The 15494-nt window shown below is 71.1% G+C and carries 13 protein-coding genes and 1 rRNA gene; 6 read left to right on the forward strand and 8 right to left on the reverse strand.

Annotation, left to right across the window (positions count from 1 at the left end):
- Nucleotides 1-110, forward strand: a 5S ribosomal RNA gene (rrf, locus tag AC2W7E_RS07875); the annotation flags it as partial.
- Between the two features lie 66 nt (nt 111-176).
- On the opposite strand, the gene AC2W7E_RS07880 is transcribed toward rrf, so the two are convergent.
- Nucleotides 177-914, reverse strand: coding sequence for an IclR family transcriptional regulator (locus AC2W7E_RS07880; protein ID WP_315109555.1), 738 nt, complete (start codon nt 912-914; stop codon nt 177-179).
- A 94-nt stretch (nt 915-1008) separates the two neighbouring features.
- Here AC2W7E_RS07880 and hutH point away from each other — a divergent pair, with 94 nt between their 5' ends.
- Genes hutH through hutI form a run of 3 tightly spaced genes read left to right on the forward strand, consistent with a single transcriptional unit; the run spans nt 1009 to nt 5364 of the window.
- A complete protein-coding gene (gene hutH, locus AC2W7E_RS07885; protein WP_025102624.1) occupies nt 1009-2550 on the forward strand; it encodes a histidine ammonia-lyase in 1542 nt (513 codons plus the stop codon).
- Nucleotides 2543-4201, forward strand: a complete 1659-nt coding sequence (gene hutU / locus AC2W7E_RS07890; RefSeq protein ID WP_085605458.1) for a urocanate hydratase — start codon at nt 2543-2545, stop codon at nt 4199-4201. Before hutH ends, hutU begins: the two co-directional genes overlap by 8 nt.
- On the forward strand, nt 4198-5364 hold the full coding sequence (gene hutI, locus AC2W7E_RS07895) for an imidazolonepropionase (RefSeq protein ID WP_485988873.1): 1167 nt from the start codon (nt 4198-4200) through the stop codon (nt 5362-5364). Before hutU ends, hutI begins: the two co-directional genes overlap by 4 nt.
- A gap of 12 nt (nt 5365-5376) precedes the next feature.
- On the opposite strand, the gene AC2W7E_RS07900 is transcribed toward hutI, so the two are convergent.
- The 4 genes from AC2W7E_RS07900 to AC2W7E_RS07915 are packed head-to-tail and all read right to left on the reverse strand — an operon-like array spanning nt 5377 to nt 10428.
- On the reverse strand, nt 5377-7245 hold the full coding sequence (locus AC2W7E_RS07900) for a glycogen debranching N-terminal domain-containing protein (RefSeq protein ID WP_485988874.1): 1869 nt from the start codon (nt 7243-7245) through the stop codon (nt 5377-5379).
- Nucleotides 7242-8081 (reverse strand): carbohydrate ABC transporter permease, encoded by an 840-nt coding sequence (locus tag AC2W7E_RS07905; RefSeq protein WP_485988875.1) that lies wholly within the window; start codon nt 8079-8081, stop codon nt 7242-7244. The genes AC2W7E_RS07900 and AC2W7E_RS07905 overlap by 4 nt, the downstream gene beginning before the upstream one ends.
- Nucleotides 8078-9175, reverse strand: coding sequence for a carbohydrate ABC transporter permease (locus AC2W7E_RS07910; protein ID WP_485988876.1), 1098 nt, complete (start codon nt 9173-9175; stop codon nt 8078-8080). The genes AC2W7E_RS07905 and AC2W7E_RS07910 overlap by 4 nt, the downstream gene beginning before the upstream one ends.
- A gap of 2 nt (nt 9176-9177) precedes the next feature.
- On the reverse strand, nt 9178-10428 hold the full coding sequence (locus AC2W7E_RS07915) for a sugar ABC transporter substrate-binding protein (protein WP_485988877.1): 1251 nt from the start codon (nt 10426-10428) through the stop codon (nt 9178-9180).
- 116 nt (nt 10429-10544) lie between these two features.
- Between AC2W7E_RS07915 and AC2W7E_RS07920 the strand changes: the two genes are divergently transcribed.
- Nucleotides 10545-11549 carry a LacI family DNA-binding transcriptional regulator gene (locus AC2W7E_RS07920; protein ID WP_485988878.1) on the forward strand — a complete coding sequence of 335 codons (1005 nt, stop codon included), beginning with the start codon at nt 10545-10547 and terminating at the stop codon, nt 11547-11549.
- 30 nt (nt 11550-11579) lie between these two features.
- On the opposite strand, the gene AC2W7E_RS07925 is transcribed toward AC2W7E_RS07920, so the two are convergent.
- Entirely contained in the window at nt 11580-12494 is a 915-nt protein-coding gene (locus AC2W7E_RS07925) for an agmatinase family protein (RefSeq protein ID WP_315108680.1), read from the reverse strand.
- A 1-nt stretch (nt 12495) separates the two neighbouring features.
- Complete coding sequence (locus tag AC2W7E_RS07930; RefSeq protein WP_485988879.1) at nt 12496-13773, reverse strand: DUF445 domain-containing protein; 1278 nt, start codon at nt 13771-13773, stop codon at nt 12496-12498.
- A 36-nt stretch (nt 13774-13809) separates the two neighbouring features.
- Between AC2W7E_RS07930 and AC2W7E_RS07935 the strand changes: the two genes are divergently transcribed.
- Nucleotides 13810-14082: a metal-sensitive transcriptional regulator gene (locus AC2W7E_RS07935; RefSeq protein WP_025102619.1), complete on the forward strand. Its 273-nt coding sequence runs from the start codon at nt 13810-13812 to the stop codon at nt 14080-14082.
- A 20-nt stretch (nt 14083-14102) separates the two neighbouring features.
- Here the strand turns inward: AC2W7E_RS07935 and AC2W7E_RS07940 are convergent, their stop codons facing one another.
- Nucleotides 14103-15491: an aspartate aminotransferase family protein gene (locus tag AC2W7E_RS07940; protein WP_315108685.1), complete on the reverse strand. Its 1389-nt coding sequence runs from the start codon at nt 15489-15491 to the stop codon at nt 14103-14105.
- Nucleotides 15492-15494: the final 3 nt, after the last annotated feature.

Here is a 15494-nt window from a genome sequence, read left to right on the forward strand (position 1 = left end):
GCCATAGCGTGAGGGAAACGCCCGGTCACATTCCGAACCCGGAAGCTAAGCCTCACAGCGCCGATGGTACTGCAGGGGGGACCCTGTGGGAGAGTAGGACACCGCCGGACTCCTTTTAGTCAAGAAGGCCACCCAATGCTGGGTGGCCTTCTTGCGTTAACGCGTGAGGCGTCGCCTCAGCGGGCCAGGCGCGCCTCGAGCGTCGCCGCTGTCTCGCGCACCGCGTTCGCCAGCACGACCTCTGCACCGTCGTCGCCGGCCCAGGTGACCGCGACCGCGGCGACCGGCCAGCCGGCGACGTCGCGCACGACGGCGCCCACCGAACGCAGACCTTCCGCGACCTCGCCGTCCTCCGTCGCATAGCCCCGAGAGCGTACGTCCCGGAGGAGTTCGCGCAGCTCCCCGGGGCGGCGGGGCCCTCGCCCGGTGCGGTCGGAGAACGCCGACGCCTCCGGGTACAGCGCCCGGACCTGTTCGCGGGGGAGGGCGGCGAGCATCGCCCGCCCGGTCGCGGTCAGGTGCGCGGGGAGGCGCACGCCCACGTCGGTCACCAGCGCCGGCCGCCGGGGCGCACGCTCCTCGACGATGTAGAGCACATCCCCGCCGCTCATGACCGCCAGGTGCGCGCTCTCCCCGAGCTGGTCGGAGAGAGCGGCGATGAGCGGCCGGCCGAGTCGCGCCAACGGCTGCTGCCGTGCATAGCCCCCCGCCAGTTCGAACGCCGATGTCCCGAGCCCCCACCGGCGCTCCTCCCGGAGGTGGAGCACGAAGCCGTGGGCAGCGAGCGTGCGCAGCAGGTGATAGACCGTCGATCGCGGAAGAGCCAGCTCGCGGGCGATCGCGGACGCGGCCACCGGCGCCGGCCGGCCCGCCAAGTAGCTCAGGATGCGCAGGGTCTGCGCCGCGGCCGGCACCTGGGCGTCAGCGGTCTCGGAGATGTCTGGGATCACAGACACAGGTTGCCACGAAGCCGTGTGCACGTCGACCCCGCGGGTGTGGAATCGAGACATGAGCGATCCAGCCCCTGTCCTCGTCGGCGCCGCCCCTCTCTCCCCGGCGGAGGTCGTCCGCGTCGTCCGTCACGATGCGCCCGTCGTCGTCGACCCTGCGGCGCTGGCCAGGGTCGCCGAGACCCGGCGAGTGATCGACGGCCTCGCCGCGGACCCGCACCCGCACTACGGGGTGTCCACGGGCTTCGGCGCGTTGGCGACGACGTTCATCGCTCCGGAACGGCGACTGCAGTTGCAGGCGAGTCTCATCCGCTCCCACGCCGCGGGAACCGGCGCCGAGGTCGAGCGGGAGGTCGTACGCGGGCTCCAGCTGCTGCGCCTGCAGACGCTCGCGTCCGGCCGCACTGGGGTTCGCCCCGTCGTGGTCGAGACGTACGCCGCGCTGCTCAACGCGGGCATCGTGCCGGTGGTCCGCGAGTACGGCTCGCTGGGGTGTTCCGGGGATCTCGCGCCCCTTGCCCACATCGCCCTCGCGGCCATGGGCGAGGGCGATGTGCGTGACAGCGCGGGCCGGCTCATCCCGGCGGCCGACGCCCTCGCGGACGCCGGCATCGCACCGCTCACGCTCGTGGAGAAGGAGGGCCTCGCCCTCATCAACGGCACCGACGGGATGCTCGGCACGCTGGTGCTCGCGCTCCATGATCTGGAGACGCTGCTCCTGACCGCGGATGTGGCGGCGGCGATGTCGGTGGAGTCGCAGCTCGGCACCGATGCGGTGTTCGCCGCCGATCTCATGGCGCTGCGTCCGCAGGCGGGGCAGGCGGTATCCGCCGGTCACCTCCGGGCGCTGCTCGCCGGGTCGCCGATGGTCGCGAGCCACAAGGGCCCGGAAGACGGCCGTGTCCAGGACGCGTACTCCCTGCGCTGCTCGCCGCAGGTGCACGGCGCCGCGCGCGACACGCTCGGGTATGCCGAAATGATCGCGGAGCGCGAGCTCTCCAGCGTCATCGACAACCCGATCATCACCCTCGACGGCCGCATCGAGTCGAACGGCAACTTCCACGGGGCGCCCGTCGCGGCGGTCCTCGACTTCCTGGCGATCTCGATCGCCGACGTCGCCTCCGTGTCCGAGCGGCGCACCGACCGCGCGCTGGATCCGGCCCGCAGCCACGGGCTCCCGCCGTTCCTCGCGGCGGAGGTCGGGGTCGATTCCGGGCTGATGATCGCCCAGTACGCGGCGGCCGGCATCGTCTCGGAGCTCAAGCGTCTCGCGGTTCCCGCCTCGGTCGACTCCATCCCCTCCTCGGCGATGCAGGAGGACCACGTCTCGATGGGCTGGGCCGCAGCACGGAAGCTGCGTCGGGCGATCGACGGCCTCTCCCGCGTCCTCGCGATCGAGATCCTCACCGCCGCCCGCGCGCTGGATCTCCGCGCGCCGCTCGAGGCGGGCCCGGCGACCGGCGCCGTGCGCGATCTCATCCGCACGGTCGCCGCCGGCCCCGGCCCTGACCGCCACCTCTCGCCCGAGATGGAGGCCGTGACCGCCCTCGTCCAGTCGGGTGCCATCGCCCGTGTCGCAAAGGAGCACATGCATGACTGAGGAGAACGCAGCGCGCACGGTACGCGCAGCCCGCGGTGCCGAGCGCACCGCCAAGAGCTGGGGCGCCGAGGCGGCCAAGCGCATGCTCATGAACAACCTCGATCCCGAGGTCGCCGAGCACCCGGAAGACCTGGTGGTCTACGGCGGGACGGGCAAGGCGGCACGCAGCTGGGCGGCGTACGAGGCGATCGTCCGCACGCTCGACGAGCTGGAGCCGGATGAGACGCTGCTCGTCCAGTCCGGCAAGCCGGTGGGCGTGTTCCGCACCCACGAGTGGGCGCCGCGCGTGCTCATCGCCAACTCGAACCTCGTCGGCGACTGGGCGACCTGGCCGGAGTTCCGCCGTCTGGAGGAGCTGGGGCTGACCATGTACGGCCAGATGACCGCCGGCTCCTGGATCTACATCGGCACGCAGGGCATCCTGCAGGGGACGTACGAGACGTTCGCCGCGGTCGCCCGCTCGCTCGGGCGCGATTCCCTGCGGGGGACGCTGACGCTGACGGCCGGTGCGGGCGGGATGGGCGGGGCGCAGCCCCTCGCCGTGACCCTCAACGAGGGCGCGGTCCTGATCGTGGACGTCGACGAGACGCGGCTGGCCCGCCGTGTGGAGCATCGGTACCTCGACGAGTACTCCACCGACCTCGATGCGGCGGTGGCCCGGGTCGTCGCGGCGAAGGACGCCGGTCACGCCCTCTCGGTCGGCGTCGTGGGCAATGCCGCGGAGATCTTCCCTGAGCTCCTGCGGCGGGGCGTGCCCATCGACGTGGTCACCGACCAGACCAGCGCCCACGACCCCCTCGCGTACCTGCCGATCGGTGTCGACGTGGCCCGGTGGAAGGAGGAGGCGGCGCGCGATCCCGAGGAGTTCACCCGGCGGTCGAGGGAGTCGATGGCCGCCCACGTCGCCGCGATGGTCGGCTTCCAGGACGCGGGGGCGGCCGTGTTCGACTACGGCAACTCGATCCGCGCGGAGGCGCAGCTCGGCGGCTTCGACCGGGCGTTCGCGTTCCCCGGATTCGTCCCCGCCTACATCCGCCCGCAGTTCGAGGAAGGGCGAGGACCGTTCCGCTGGGTGGCGCTGTCCGGAGACCCGGAGGACATCTTCAAGACGGACCGCGCGATCGCCGAGCTCTTCCCCGAGGACACGGCCCTGCACCGTTGGCTCGACAAGGCGGGGTCGGCCGTCCACTTCGAGGGTCTGCCGGCGCGCATCTGCTGGCTCGGCTACCAGGAGCGGCACCTCGCCGGACTGAAGTTCAACGAGATGGTCGCCTCGGGAGAGCTGTCCGCGCCGATCGTCATCGGCCGTGACCACCTCGACTCCGGCTCCGTCGCGTCGCCGTACCGGGAGACCGAGGCCATGAAGGACGGCTCCGACGCGATCGCCGACTGGCCGCTGCTCAACGCCCTCCTCAACACCGCCTCCGGGGCGTCGTGGGTGTCGCTGCACCACGGCGGCGGCGTGGGGATCGGACGCTCGATCCACGCCGGGCAGGTCACGGTGGCGGACGGTTCGGCCCTCGCGGCGGAGAAGCTCGCCCGGGTGCTGACGAACGACCCCGGCACCGGTGTCATGCGACACGTGGACGCCGGGTACGACCACGCCAAGGAGGTCGCCCGCGACCGCGGACTGAAGGTGCCGATGCTGTGACGACGACGCTCATCTCCGGGATCGGGGAGCTGACGACCAACGTCGCCGCGGGGGGCGACCCGGCCGGCACGCTCCGCGAGGCGGCCGTGCTGATCGACGGCGCGCGGATCGCGTGGGTGGGTTCGTCCGCTGCGGCTCCCGCGGCCGACGAGATCGTCGACGCCGGAGGTCGGGCCGTGATCCCCGGATTCGTCGACAGTCACAGTCACCTCGTCTTCGGCGGCGATCGGGCGGCGGAGTTCGAGGCGCGCATGGCGGGACAGCCCTACGCGGCGGGCGGCATCCGGTCGACGGTCCAGGCGACGCGGGCGGCGACCGACGACGAGCTGCGTGCCCGACTGCACGGGTTCATCGAGGAGCTGCGGACGCAGGGGACCACCACGGTCGAGATCAAGAGCGGCTACGGTCTCGCCGTCGCGGAGGAGGAGCGCCTCGTGCGCCTCGCCGCCGAGGTGACGCCGGAGGTCACGTTCCTCGGCGCGCACGTGGTCCCGGTCGAGTACGCCGACGATCCCGATGCCTATGTCGACCTCGTCGTGGGGCCGATGCTCGACGCCTGCGCCCCGCACTCCCGGTGGATCGATGTCTTCTGCGAGACCGGCGCCTTCACGGTGGCGCAGTCGCGACGGATCCTGGAGGCGGGCAGGGCCCGGGGCCTTGCTCCTCGGGTGCATGCGAGCCAGCTCGGTCCGGGCGACGGCGTGCGGATGGCGGTCGAGCTGGGGGCGGCATCGGTGGATCACGGCACCTACCTCACCGACGCGGACATCGCCGCGCTCGCCGCGTCGGACACGGTGCTCACGCTGCTACCCGGCGTGGAGTTCTCCACGCGCCAGCCCTATCCGGATGCGCGCAGACTCCTCGACGCGGGTGTGACAGTTGCGCTGGCGTGCGACACGAACCCGGGGTCCAGCTTCACGTCGTCCATGGCCTTCTGCATCGCCATCGCCGTGCGGGACATGGGCATGACCACGGCGGAGGCGGTCTGGGCCGCCACCGCCGGCGGGGCGCGGGCACTCCGGCGGGACGACATCGGCCGGATCACCCCCGGGGCGCGCGCCGACCTCGTGCTGCTCGACGCCCCCTCCCGCGTGCATCTGGCGTATCGCCCGGGTGTGCCGCTGGTGCAGCGCGTCTGGAAGGACGGGACGGCCGTCGTCTGACCGTCCCGCCCGTTACCGCAGGGCTTCGGCGCAGACCACGGCGGCAGCGGCGGACCACGCCTGTGGACGGCAGGCGGCCGGGTAGGGGACCGGTCTGCCGCCGACGATGCGGGGTTCGCCCGAGTGCAGCTCCGGCACGCGGTAGTCGAAACCCTCGGCGAGATCGAGCAGCTGGGCGGCGATGCGTCCGGCATGATCCGTGAGGCCGGCGCGGAGCATCCCGTGCACGGCGATCGCGGTGTCGTGCGTCCACACGCTGCCGCCGTGGTAGCTCAGCGGCCAGTACCCCGAGGCCTCCGTGGACATCGTGCGGACGCCGTAGCCGCTCGACATCGTCTCACCGACGAGCAGTTCCGCGCAGGCGCGCTCCTCGTCCGGATCGAGCAGCCCGGTGCCGATGAGGTGGCCGATGTTGCTGGTGAGCGTGTCGACCGCGGCGCCGTGGGCGTCGAGGGCGATGGCGGGGTACCGCCCCTCCGGCGTGGTGACCCAGTAGGCGTCCCGAAAGCGTCGCCGCAGGTCCGCCGCCCACGAACGCAGGTGGTCGCCGCCGGCCGCGCCCAGCTCGTCGAGGAGCGCTGCTCCGCGCACCGCGGCCTCGTAGGCGTATCCCTGCACTTCGCTGAGCGCGATGGGGCCTTCCGCCAGACGACCGTCGCGCCACTGGATCGAGTCGCCGGAGTCCTTCCAACCCTGATTCGCCAAGCCGTGGCCCGACTCATCCGCATAATCGATGAAGCCGCTGCCGGAGGCGTCGCCGTGCTCGATCATCCACGTCAATGCGCCGCGCAACGCGGGCTCCAGGTCCCTCAGCTCCGTGATCGTCAGGCCGGCCTCGCGCGCGTCGGCGAGGAGGCAGATCCACAGCGGTGTTGCATCGACCGTGCCGTAGTAGAGCGGAGGCAGCAGCACGCCCTCGCCGGGGAGGGCGAGCTCCGCGCTACGGAGCTCGTGCGCGATCTTGCCCGGGGCCTCCGCGGTGCCGGGGTCGTGCGCCGTGCCCTGGAGACGCGCGAGCACCCGCAGGGTGGAGGCGGCGATGTCGCGGTCGGCGGCGAGGGCGAGACGGGCTGCCCAGAGCGAGTCCCGTCCGAACAGGGTGAAGAACCAGGGAGCACCCGCGGCGTAGAACGCCTCGTCCGGCTGGTCCGGCAGGGCCAGTCGCAGGGCGTCGAGGTCGGCGCAGGCGCGCTCCAGCCAGCGCGCGGTGCGAGGGTCCGCTCCGGTGGGGACGGGACGGACGCCGGCTGTCCGGGGCGACGACGTCACGACCAGGGTCGGATCGTCGAGGTCGACCGACCACGTCACCTCAGCCTCGCCGCGCGGAGGGACGGTCACTCGCCAGGCGAGCAGCATCTCCCGACCGTCGATCGACACGGCGGCGTCCACAGCGCGCAGCGTGAACGAGGCCTGCCCTGCGCGGCAGCGCTCGCCGTCCCACGACCACTCCTCGCCCCCGGTCACCCCCGCTTTGACGAGTTGCATGGGGGTGAAATCTGGGCGGATGCGCACCGCGAGCTCGGCCGTCACCTCGTGCTCGAGGTGCGAGGACACCCGCAGGGTCTCGGTCAGTCTCCCGGGCTCGACGGCGCGATCCCGATCGAGGCGCACCTTCGGATCGGCGGCGGCATCGTCGAGTCCGCGCAGCAGGCCGGTGAACAGCGCACGCTGCGGGACCGGTGACGAGCAGGCGATGGCTTCCAGGGCGGTGTCCCGCACCTCGAGTCCGATCGCGGCGATATGACGGACGTCGCCATGGTAGACGCCGTGGATCGGGGCGCCGCCGACGTCGCCGTCGCGGTCGGACCAGACCTGGGTGGGGGCATCGAGCACGACCACGGCGTCGTCGAGCAGCGGCTGGAGGTGGGGGCGGTCGGTCATTCCTTGACGGCTCCTTCGGTGGAATTCATGATGCGGCGCTGGAAGATGAAGAACATCACGGCGACGGGGATCGTCATGATGAGCGCCGCCGCGAGCTTGAGCGGGTACTGGGTGCCCTGGCTGAGCTGCCCGCTGGCGAGCGAGGCGACACCCTTCGTGAGGGTCGTCAGTGCGGGGTCGTTCGTGGACACGATGAAGTGGCTGAGCTCGTTCCACGACCCCTGGAACGACAGGATGACGATCGTGATGAGAGCGGGCGTCGCCATCGGGAGCACGACCGACCAGAAGGTCCGGAACGCCCCGGCTCCGTCGATCCGCGCCTGCTCCTCGACCGAGACGGGGATCGATTCGAAGAAGTTCTTCATGATGAAGACGCCAGCGGCGTCGACCAGCAGCGGCAGGATCATGCCTGCGTAGGAGTTGAAGATGCCGAGCTGGTTGATGACGAGGAACTTCGGAATGAGGAGGACGACGGTCGGCACCGACATCACGGCGACGAGAGCCGCGAACACGACTCCTCGACCGCGGAAGCGCAGACGTGCGAGCGCGTATCCGGCGAGGGAGTTGAAGAACACCCGCCCCGCGGTGACGAAGATCGTCACGATGGCGCTGTTGACGAACCACGACGGGAAGTCGGAGTTGGCGAAGAGCCGTTCGTAGGCGGCGAAGGTCCACGACTCCGGGAGCAGGTTCACGCCGGAGCTCGCGGCATCCTCGTCCGTCTTGAAACTCGTGAACACCTGGATCAGGAACGGGTAGATGTAGATGACGGCGAGCGCGATCAGCACGGTGTACAGCACGATCTGCCAGGTCAGCTGCGTGCGGGAGAGCCTCATGATGTCCCTCCCTCGCGCGCGACCTCGTACGCGCGGATGCGGCGCCGCGATACCGGCCGGTCGCGCAGCACCCAGCGCTGCAGCAGCGTGAAGATCACGATGATGACGAAGAGGATGAAGGCGATCGCGGCGCCCTGACCCCACTCCTGGTCCGTGAACGCCGTCTTGTACGACAGATACGCCGGGGTGAGGGTCGTCTTGCTGGGGGCGCCACGGGTGCCGGTGTAGATCTGATCGAACACCTGCCAGCAGCCGATGAGCCCGAGGGTGAGCACCGTGAACAGCGTCGGCCGCAGCTGCGGCAGGGTCACTCGCCAGAACCGCTGCCACCCGTTCGCCCCGTCCATCATGGCCGCCTCGTCTACGTCCGCGCCGAGATTCTGCAGACCGGCGAGGAAGAGCAGCATGAAGGTGCCGGAGGTCGTGAAGATGGCCATCAGGATGTACGCGCTCATGGCGATCGACGGACCGGCGAGCCACTCCCACCAGGAGATGCCCAGCATCCCGCCGCTGGTGAGCGCTGCGGGCCCTGTGTCGATGCCGACGCCGCTGAGCGCGAGATGCACGATGCCGCGGGGGTCGTTGAACCAATTCGGACCGTTCAAGCCGAACCAGGCGAGCACGCTGTTGACCGCTCCGCTCGCGGAGAACAGGAAGAGCCAGAGCACCGTGATCGCCACCGAGCTCGTGACGGAGGGGAAGTAGTACGCGGTCCGGAAGAACCCGCGGCCGCGCAGCACCGCTCTGTTCACCAGGACGGCGAGGAACAGGGCGATGGCCGTCTGCAGGGGCACGACGAGCAGCACGTACCAGGAGTTGTTGCGCAGCGCGGTCCCGAAGTCCTTGGTCGCGAGGTCGCCGTCGGCCAGCACGGCCGAGTAGTTCTCCGTGCCCACGAACGAGACCGACGGCGAGAGGGGGCTGCCGCGCCCCGCCCAGTCCGACATGCTGACCCACAGGGCCATGAGCACGGGGACCAGCAAGAAGACCCCGAGAATGAGGATGACTGGCGCCGTGAAGAGCCACCCCGCTGCGGCCTCGCCGCGGCGGAGTCCGGAGGCTCCCCCGCGGCGAGACAGGGCGTGTCCCGCCATCGCTACTCGACGATCGCTTCGAGGTTCGACTGCACGGTGCCGAGGATCTGTGCGGGGTCTCCCGTCTTCAGCGACTCGAGCTGCGCGTTGAAGTCGGCGATCACGTCCGCAGCGCCGTCCTGGTTGGGCGGGAACTGCGCGTAGTCCGCTCCCGCGAGGAAGGGCGCGAGGTCCGGGTTATCAGCGGTCCACTGGTCGGCGGCGGAGGTGATCGACGGCATCGGGCCGAACGCCTTCGAGAAGGCGAGCTGGCTGTCGGCGCTGGTGAGGTACTCGACGAGGTCGAGGGCCGCCTGCTGGTTGGGGCTGTCGGCGGCCATGCCCCAGCAGTTCGTGAACTGCAGGGTGCCCGGGCCGCCCGGTCCTTCGGGAAGCTCGGCGACGGTGTAGTCCACGGAGCCGAAGTCGTTCGCCATCGCACCGGTGATCCAGTTGCCTTCGATCACCATCGCGGCGAGCTCCTTCCCGAGTGCCTCACCGCCCCAGCCGGCCCCGACGTCCTTCGCGTAGGCGAAGGTGCCGTCGACGAGGTGGGTCTGCACGTACTCCAGCGCCTCGAGGTTCGCGGGATCATCCGCGATCGCCGTGCCGTCTTTCACGAGCCCGCCGCCGGCCTGTGCCATGAACGTACCGACGCGCTGGTACTCGGCGCCGAAGGCCAGACCCACGTGGTCGGCGGTGGTGAGCTTCTGCGCGACGGCCGCGAGATCGTCCCAGCTCTTCGGGAGGTCGGCATCGGTGAGACCGGCCTCCGCCCACATGCGCGTGTTGATCACGAGCGCGAGCGTGGAGAAGTCCTTGGGCGCGCAGTAGAACGTGCCGTCGAGGGTGAAATTCTCGACGAGGGAGGGGTAGAAGTCGTCCTTGTTCGAGAGTTCGTCGCCGTACGCCTGGAGGGAGCCGTTCGAGGCGTACCCGGCCATCTGCTCGGGTGCGAGGTAGAAGAGGTCGGCGGGGTTTCCGGCGGCGAAGCCCTGAGAGAGCTCCTGCGCCAGGTCGCTCGCCACCTGGAGGTCGACCTCGGTGCCGGACTCCTCGGACCAGGCGTCGAGCGCCGACTGCACTGCGGCGGTCTCGGCGTCGCCCGACGAGCCGATGAGGATCGTGAGGCCGTCGTCGGAGGAGGTGAGGTCCGTGTCGCCCTCGCTCTGCCCCTCGCCCGAGAACCCGGACCCGCACCCGGTGAGCACGAGGGTGGTGGTGATCAGGACCGCTCCGGCGCCGAGCCAGGCGCGTGTGGTCTGCCGTGTCATGTCTCTCTCTCCTTTGATGAGGGCCGGCGGGCAGGAATTTGAACGATCAAACTCTGCATGGAATACGCTAGGTGCGGCAGTGCGGACGTGTCAAGCCGCCGGGATCGAGGAGTGCGATGGCCAAGGCCCCCACGGTGGAGGATGTGGCGGCGCACGCCGGCGTCTCCCGCCAGACGGTGTCCAACGTCCTGAACACCCCGGACATCGTCCGGCCGGCCACCCGGGAGCGCGTGCTCGCCTCCATCGACGAGCTCGGCTACCGTCGGCACGCGGCGGCTCGCCGGCTGCGCCTGCGTCGGAGCTCGACGATCGGCATCCGGCTCGACCCGTATCTGGGCGGCATCTCGGGGGTGGTGCTGGATCGCTTCGTGCACGCCATCACAGAGCGGTCGAGTGATCGCGGCATGCGCATGCTCGTGTACGCGGCACGGACCCCGGAGGAGGAACTCAGTCGGCTCGCCGAACTATGGGACGGATCCGAGATCGATGCGGCGATCCTCACCGGCACCGTGCGTGACGATCCCCGTGTCACGCGGCTGGACGCGCTCGGTCTGCCGTTCATCTCCTTCGGCCGGCCGTGGGGGGACGACGACATCTCCGATCCGACCCATCTCTGGGTCGACGTGGACGGCGCGGCGGGCACCAGGGCGGCGACGACGTATGCGCTCGAGCACGGGAGCGCGGTGACCTTCCTGGGCTGGCCGTCGGGGTCGGGCACGGGGGACGATCGAGAACGCGGGTGGCGCGAGGCCCTCACGGAGGCGGGGGCGTACGGCGCCCGGGTCGTCGCCGAGGACTCGGTTCCCGAGGCGCGTCGGGCGATCACCCGCGCGCTGGAAGACGGCGTCCGGGCGGACGCCGTCGTCTGCGCCAGCGACTCTCTCGCCGTGGGGGCCCTGCTCGGCCTCGCCGATGCCGGGAAGGCCGTCCCGGTCATCGGGTTCGACAACACCCCCACCGCCGAAGCACTGGGATTCTCCAGCGTCGAACAGCGACCGGAGGATGTCGCGGAGGCGATCCTGCATATGCTCATGGGGCCGACGGGGGATGTGGTCGCACCGCGCCGGGTCGAGTCCGGCTCGGCGCACGCACTCATCACGCCTGAGCTGGTCGTGCGCTGATCAGGCACGTCGCCTGAGCCGCTCCTCTGCTCAGCGTGCCGCGAGGCCCGCGAGCAGCTCGAGCACGCAGAGGGCAGCGAGTCGCACGGTGCGACCGTCCTCGGCGTCCGCGGTCGCGTCGACCTCGGCGATGTCGGCGCTCGCGACCCGCGGATCGGCGGCGACACCACGGGTGAGGGCGCGCAGCTCCCACGCCGCCAGGCCTCCGGGGACGCTGGCCGGGCACCCCGGTGCGACCGCGCGGTCGCAGACGTCCACGTCGATGTCGAGGTGTACCCGGGCGGCGTCGCCCGCGCCCGCGACCTCGACCGCCTCGGCCACGACGTCGGCGATGCCGCGACGGCGCACGTCGTCGAGGGTGATGACCCGGATGCCCCAGTCCGCCGCGCGGCGGGCGTAGGCGGCGGAGTTCGCGAAGTCGGCGAGGCCGATCTGCACGATCCGGGTGGGGTCGATGCGGGCCGTCGGGACGCCTGCCGCGGTGGGGACGTCCTCGACGAGCCGCCGCACCGGGGTGCCGTTGGAGACGCCGTCGCGCAGGTCGAAGTGGGCGTCGAACGTGATCAGGCCCGTCGCCCGGGCGCCGAGCGCGACCGGGTAGGTGAGGGAGTTGTCGCCGCCGAGGGCGATGACGAGGTCTGACGCTCCCGCGAGTTCCCGGACCCGCTCGATCGTCCGCGCCTCTCCCGCATCGCCGTCCGGCTCCGGCACGTCCCCGGCGTCTGCGATGCGGAGCACCTCGTCCAGATCGATCGTCGGTGGGCCGAGGACCGTCGTGCCGTAGCGGGGGAGCGCCTCGCGGATCGCGGCCGGGGTCGCGTGCGCCCCGGTCGGGGACAGGGAGGTGCGCCAGGTCGGGACGCCGAGCAGCACCGCATCGGCCGTGCCCTCGAACGCGGGCCAGGCGCCGGCACGCGGCCAGAGCGGATCGTGGGACAGTGCCATGTCAGACTCCCGGGATCAGGGCGTGGGCGACGGTGAAGATCGCGAGGCCGGCGAGGGCGCCGACGACGGTGCCGTTGAGGCGGATGTACTGCAGGTCGCGGCCGACCATGAGCTCGATCTTCTCGGTGGTCTCGGCGGGATCCCAGCGCTCCACGGTGTCGGTGATGATCGAGGCGATGTCGTGCCGGTACCGGTCGACGAGGAAGACAGCCGCATCGGAGACCCACGTGTCGACGCGGCGCTGCAGGGCGGCGTCGGTCGTGAGCCGCCCGCCGACCTCCTGCAGCGCCTGCACGGCGCGGCGCCGCAGCCCGCTCTCCGGGTCGGCGAGGGAGGTGAGGAGTCCGTTCTTGGCGGTGTTCCACGCCTCCGCGGCGAGGGCGCCGACGCGCGGGCTGTCGAAGAGCGCGGCCTTGGCGTTCTCCAGCTTCTCGCGCGTCGCGGGATCGTTCTGCAGGGCGTCCGCGAGGCGGGACAGGTACCCGTCGATCGCGAGGCGGGCCGGATGCCGCGGGTCGGCCTGCACGGCGCGGACGAACTTGACCGCCTCGTTGTACACCGTGTCGTCGATGAGGCGGTGCGCGATCTTCGGCATCCATCCGGGGAGACGCCGGGAGACGAGTCCGGTGAAGGAGGCCGCGTTGGCGTCGAGCCATCGCCCGATGCTGTCCACCGCGAGGTCGACGGCACCGTGGTGCGCCTCCGCCTCCACGATCTTCTCCAGCCACGCTCCGGCGGGCGGCCCCCACTCCGGCGCGACGAGATGCTCGCGCGCGAGGTCGGCGAGGAGATCGCGCACGTCGTCGTCGCTCAGGGCGTTCAGCACGGCCGTCGCGACCGTCGCCCCCTCGGCCGCCACGCGCTCGGCATGCGGGGTCTCCCGGAGCCACTCCCCGGCGCGGAGGGCGATCGCGGTGCTGGTCAGCTTGGTGCGCACGACGTCGGCGGCGAGGAAGTTCGTCTCCACGAACTCGCCCAGCGTGCGGCCGATCTCGTCCTTGCGGTTCGGGATGATCGCAGTGTGCGGGATGGGCAGGCCGAGCGGACGGCGGAACAGCGCGGTCACCGCGAACCAGTCCGCCAGCGCGCCGACCATGCCGCCCTCCGCCGCGGCGCGGACGTACGCGAGCCCGCCGACCCGCTCCTGGAACGCGAACGCGACGACGAAGGCGAGGGCCATGAAGATCAGCGCCCCGAGCGCGACGGCCTTCATCCGCCGCAGCGCGCGCCGGCGCTCCTGGTCGGCGACGGAGAGCAGCGTCGTGGGTGTTCGCGGCATGACGTCATCCTTTCACGGGGCGAGTAGCCTCGATACGTGATCGAAGACATCAAGAAGCGCGCCCTGCACCGCACCAGCATCCTCGAGGGTCAGATGCGCGGCGTCGCGCGGATGATCGAGAACGAGGAGTACTGCATGGACATCATCACGCAGTCCCGCGCGATCCAGCGCTCCCTCGAGTCGCTCAACCGTTTGCTGCTGGAGAACCACCTGCGCACGCACGTCACCCACATGTTCGAGGACGGCGGCGAGGAGCGCGACAAGGCCGTCGGCGAGCTCCTCAAGGCGTTCGACTTCGACCGCAAGTAGCGGCCGGCGGGGGACGCCTCTCAGCCGACCGCGTACCCGTCGGCGACCGCCAGCGCCTCCTCGATCGCCCCCAGACCCCGCACCAGCTCCGCCTCCTCGATCACCAGCGGCGGAGCGATGTGCACGCGGTGGAAGTGCGTGAAGGGCCAGACCCCTGCCCGCTTCGCGGCGGCGGCGAACGCCGTCATCGGGGCGGCGTCGGCACCGCTCGCGTTGAACGGCACCAGCGGCTCCCTGGTCTGCTGATCCCGCACGAGCTCCACCGCCCAGAACAGCCCGCGACCGCGCACCTCGCCCACGCTCGGATGCGACTGCGCCCACGAGCGCAGGGTCGGACCGACGACCCGCTCGCCGAGGTCGCGCACCCGTTCCAGGATGCCGTCGCGGCGGAACACCTCGAACGTGGCCACACCGGCGGCGCAGGCGAGAGGGTGCCCGGAGTACGTCAGTCCGCCCGCGAACGGGACGGTGTCGAAGGCCGCGGCGATGCGGTCGGAGATCACGACGCCGCCGAGGGGGACGTAGCCCGAGTTCACGCCCTTCGCGAAGGTGATCAGGTCGGGGCGGGCGTCGAAGGCATCGATCCCGAACCACTCGCCGAGCCGGCCGAACCCCACCATCACCTCGTCCGCGATGAAGACGATCCCGTAGCGATCGCAGAGCGCGCGTACCCCGGGCAGATAGCCGGGCGGAGGAAGCAGCACGCCGTTGGTGCCGACGACCGTCTCGACGATGATCGCGGCGATGGTCTGCGGTCCCTCGAGCTGGATGGTCTGCTCCAGATGCGCGAGGGCGCGCTCCGTCTCCTGCTCGGTCGTCTCGCTGTGGAACGGGGAGCGGTAGAGGTACGGTCCGAAGAACCGCACGGCCCCGGTGTCCGTGACGTCGTTCGCCCAGCGGCGGGGGTCGCCGGTGAGGGAGATCGCGGTCGCGGTGGAGCCGTGGTAGCTGCGGTACATCGAGAGCACCTTCCGGCGGCCCGTGGCCTGCCGGGCCATTCGCACCGCGTACTCGTTCGCCTCCGCGCCGCCGTTCGTGAAGAACACCTTCTCGAACCCGTCGGGAGCGACCTCGGCGATGAGACGGGCGAGCTCCCCGCGCACATCGTTGGCCATCGACGGCTGGATGGTGGCGAGCCGCCCGGCCTGCTGCTGGATCGCTGCGACGAGGTCCGGGTGCTGGTGGCCGAGGTTGAGGTTCACGAGCTGGCTGGAGAAGTCGAGGTAGGCGCTGCCCTCGTAGTCCCAGAACGTCGAGCCCCGACCGGTGGCGACCGGCAGCGGGTCGATCAGCGCCTGCGCGCTCCAGGAGTGGAAGACGTGGGCGCGGTCGTCGGCGCGCACCTGCGCCTCGGCGTCCGGGGCGGGGAGCGGGAAGGAGAGTCCGTGGCGGTCGGTGAAGGTCGTCATCGT

It is taken from the genome of Microbacterium sp. CFSPD4_SD4 (assembly GCF_057364585.1).

Excerpts from the sequence above, each read along its gene's own strand:
- hutH (WP_025102624.1), top strand. The coding sequence starts at position 1,009 with ATGAGCGATCCAGCCCCTGTCCTCGTCGGCGCCGCCCCTCTCTCCCCG.
- hutU (WP_085605458.1), top strand. The coding sequence starts at position 2,543 with ATGACTGAGGAGAACGCAGCGCGCACGGTACGCGCAGCCCGCGGTGCC.
- AC2W7E_RS07900 (WP_485988874.1), bottom strand. The coding sequence starts at position 7,245 with ATGACCGACCGCCCCCACCTCCAGCCGCTGCTCGACGACGCCGTGGTC.
- AC2W7E_RS07905 (WP_485988875.1), bottom strand. The coding sequence starts at position 8,081 with ATGAGGCTCTCCCGCACGCAGCTGACCTGGCAGATCGTGCTGTACACC.
- AC2W7E_RS07910 (WP_485988876.1), bottom strand. The coding sequence starts at position 9,175 with ATGGCGGGACACGCCCTGTCTCGCCGCGGGGGAGCCTCCGGACTCCGC.
- AC2W7E_RS07915 (WP_485988877.1), bottom strand. The coding sequence starts at position 10,428 with ATGACACGGCAGACCACACGCGCCTGGCTCGGCGCCGGAGCGGTCCTG.
- AC2W7E_RS07920 (WP_485988878.1), top strand. The coding sequence starts at position 10,545 with ATGGCCAAGGCCCCCACGGTGGAGGATGTGGCGGCGCACGCCGGCGTC.
- AC2W7E_RS07925 (WP_315108680.1), bottom strand. The coding sequence starts at position 12,494 with ATGGCACTGTCCCACGATCCGCTCTGGCCGCGTGCCGGCGCCTGGCCC.
- AC2W7E_RS07930 (WP_485988879.1), bottom strand. The coding sequence starts at position 13,773 with ATGCCGCGAACACCCACGACGCTGCTCTCCGTCGCCGACCAGGAGCGC.
- AC2W7E_RS07940 (WP_315108685.1), bottom strand. The coding sequence starts at position 15,491 with ATGACGACCTTCACCGACCGCCACGGACTCTCCTTCCCGCTCCCCGCC.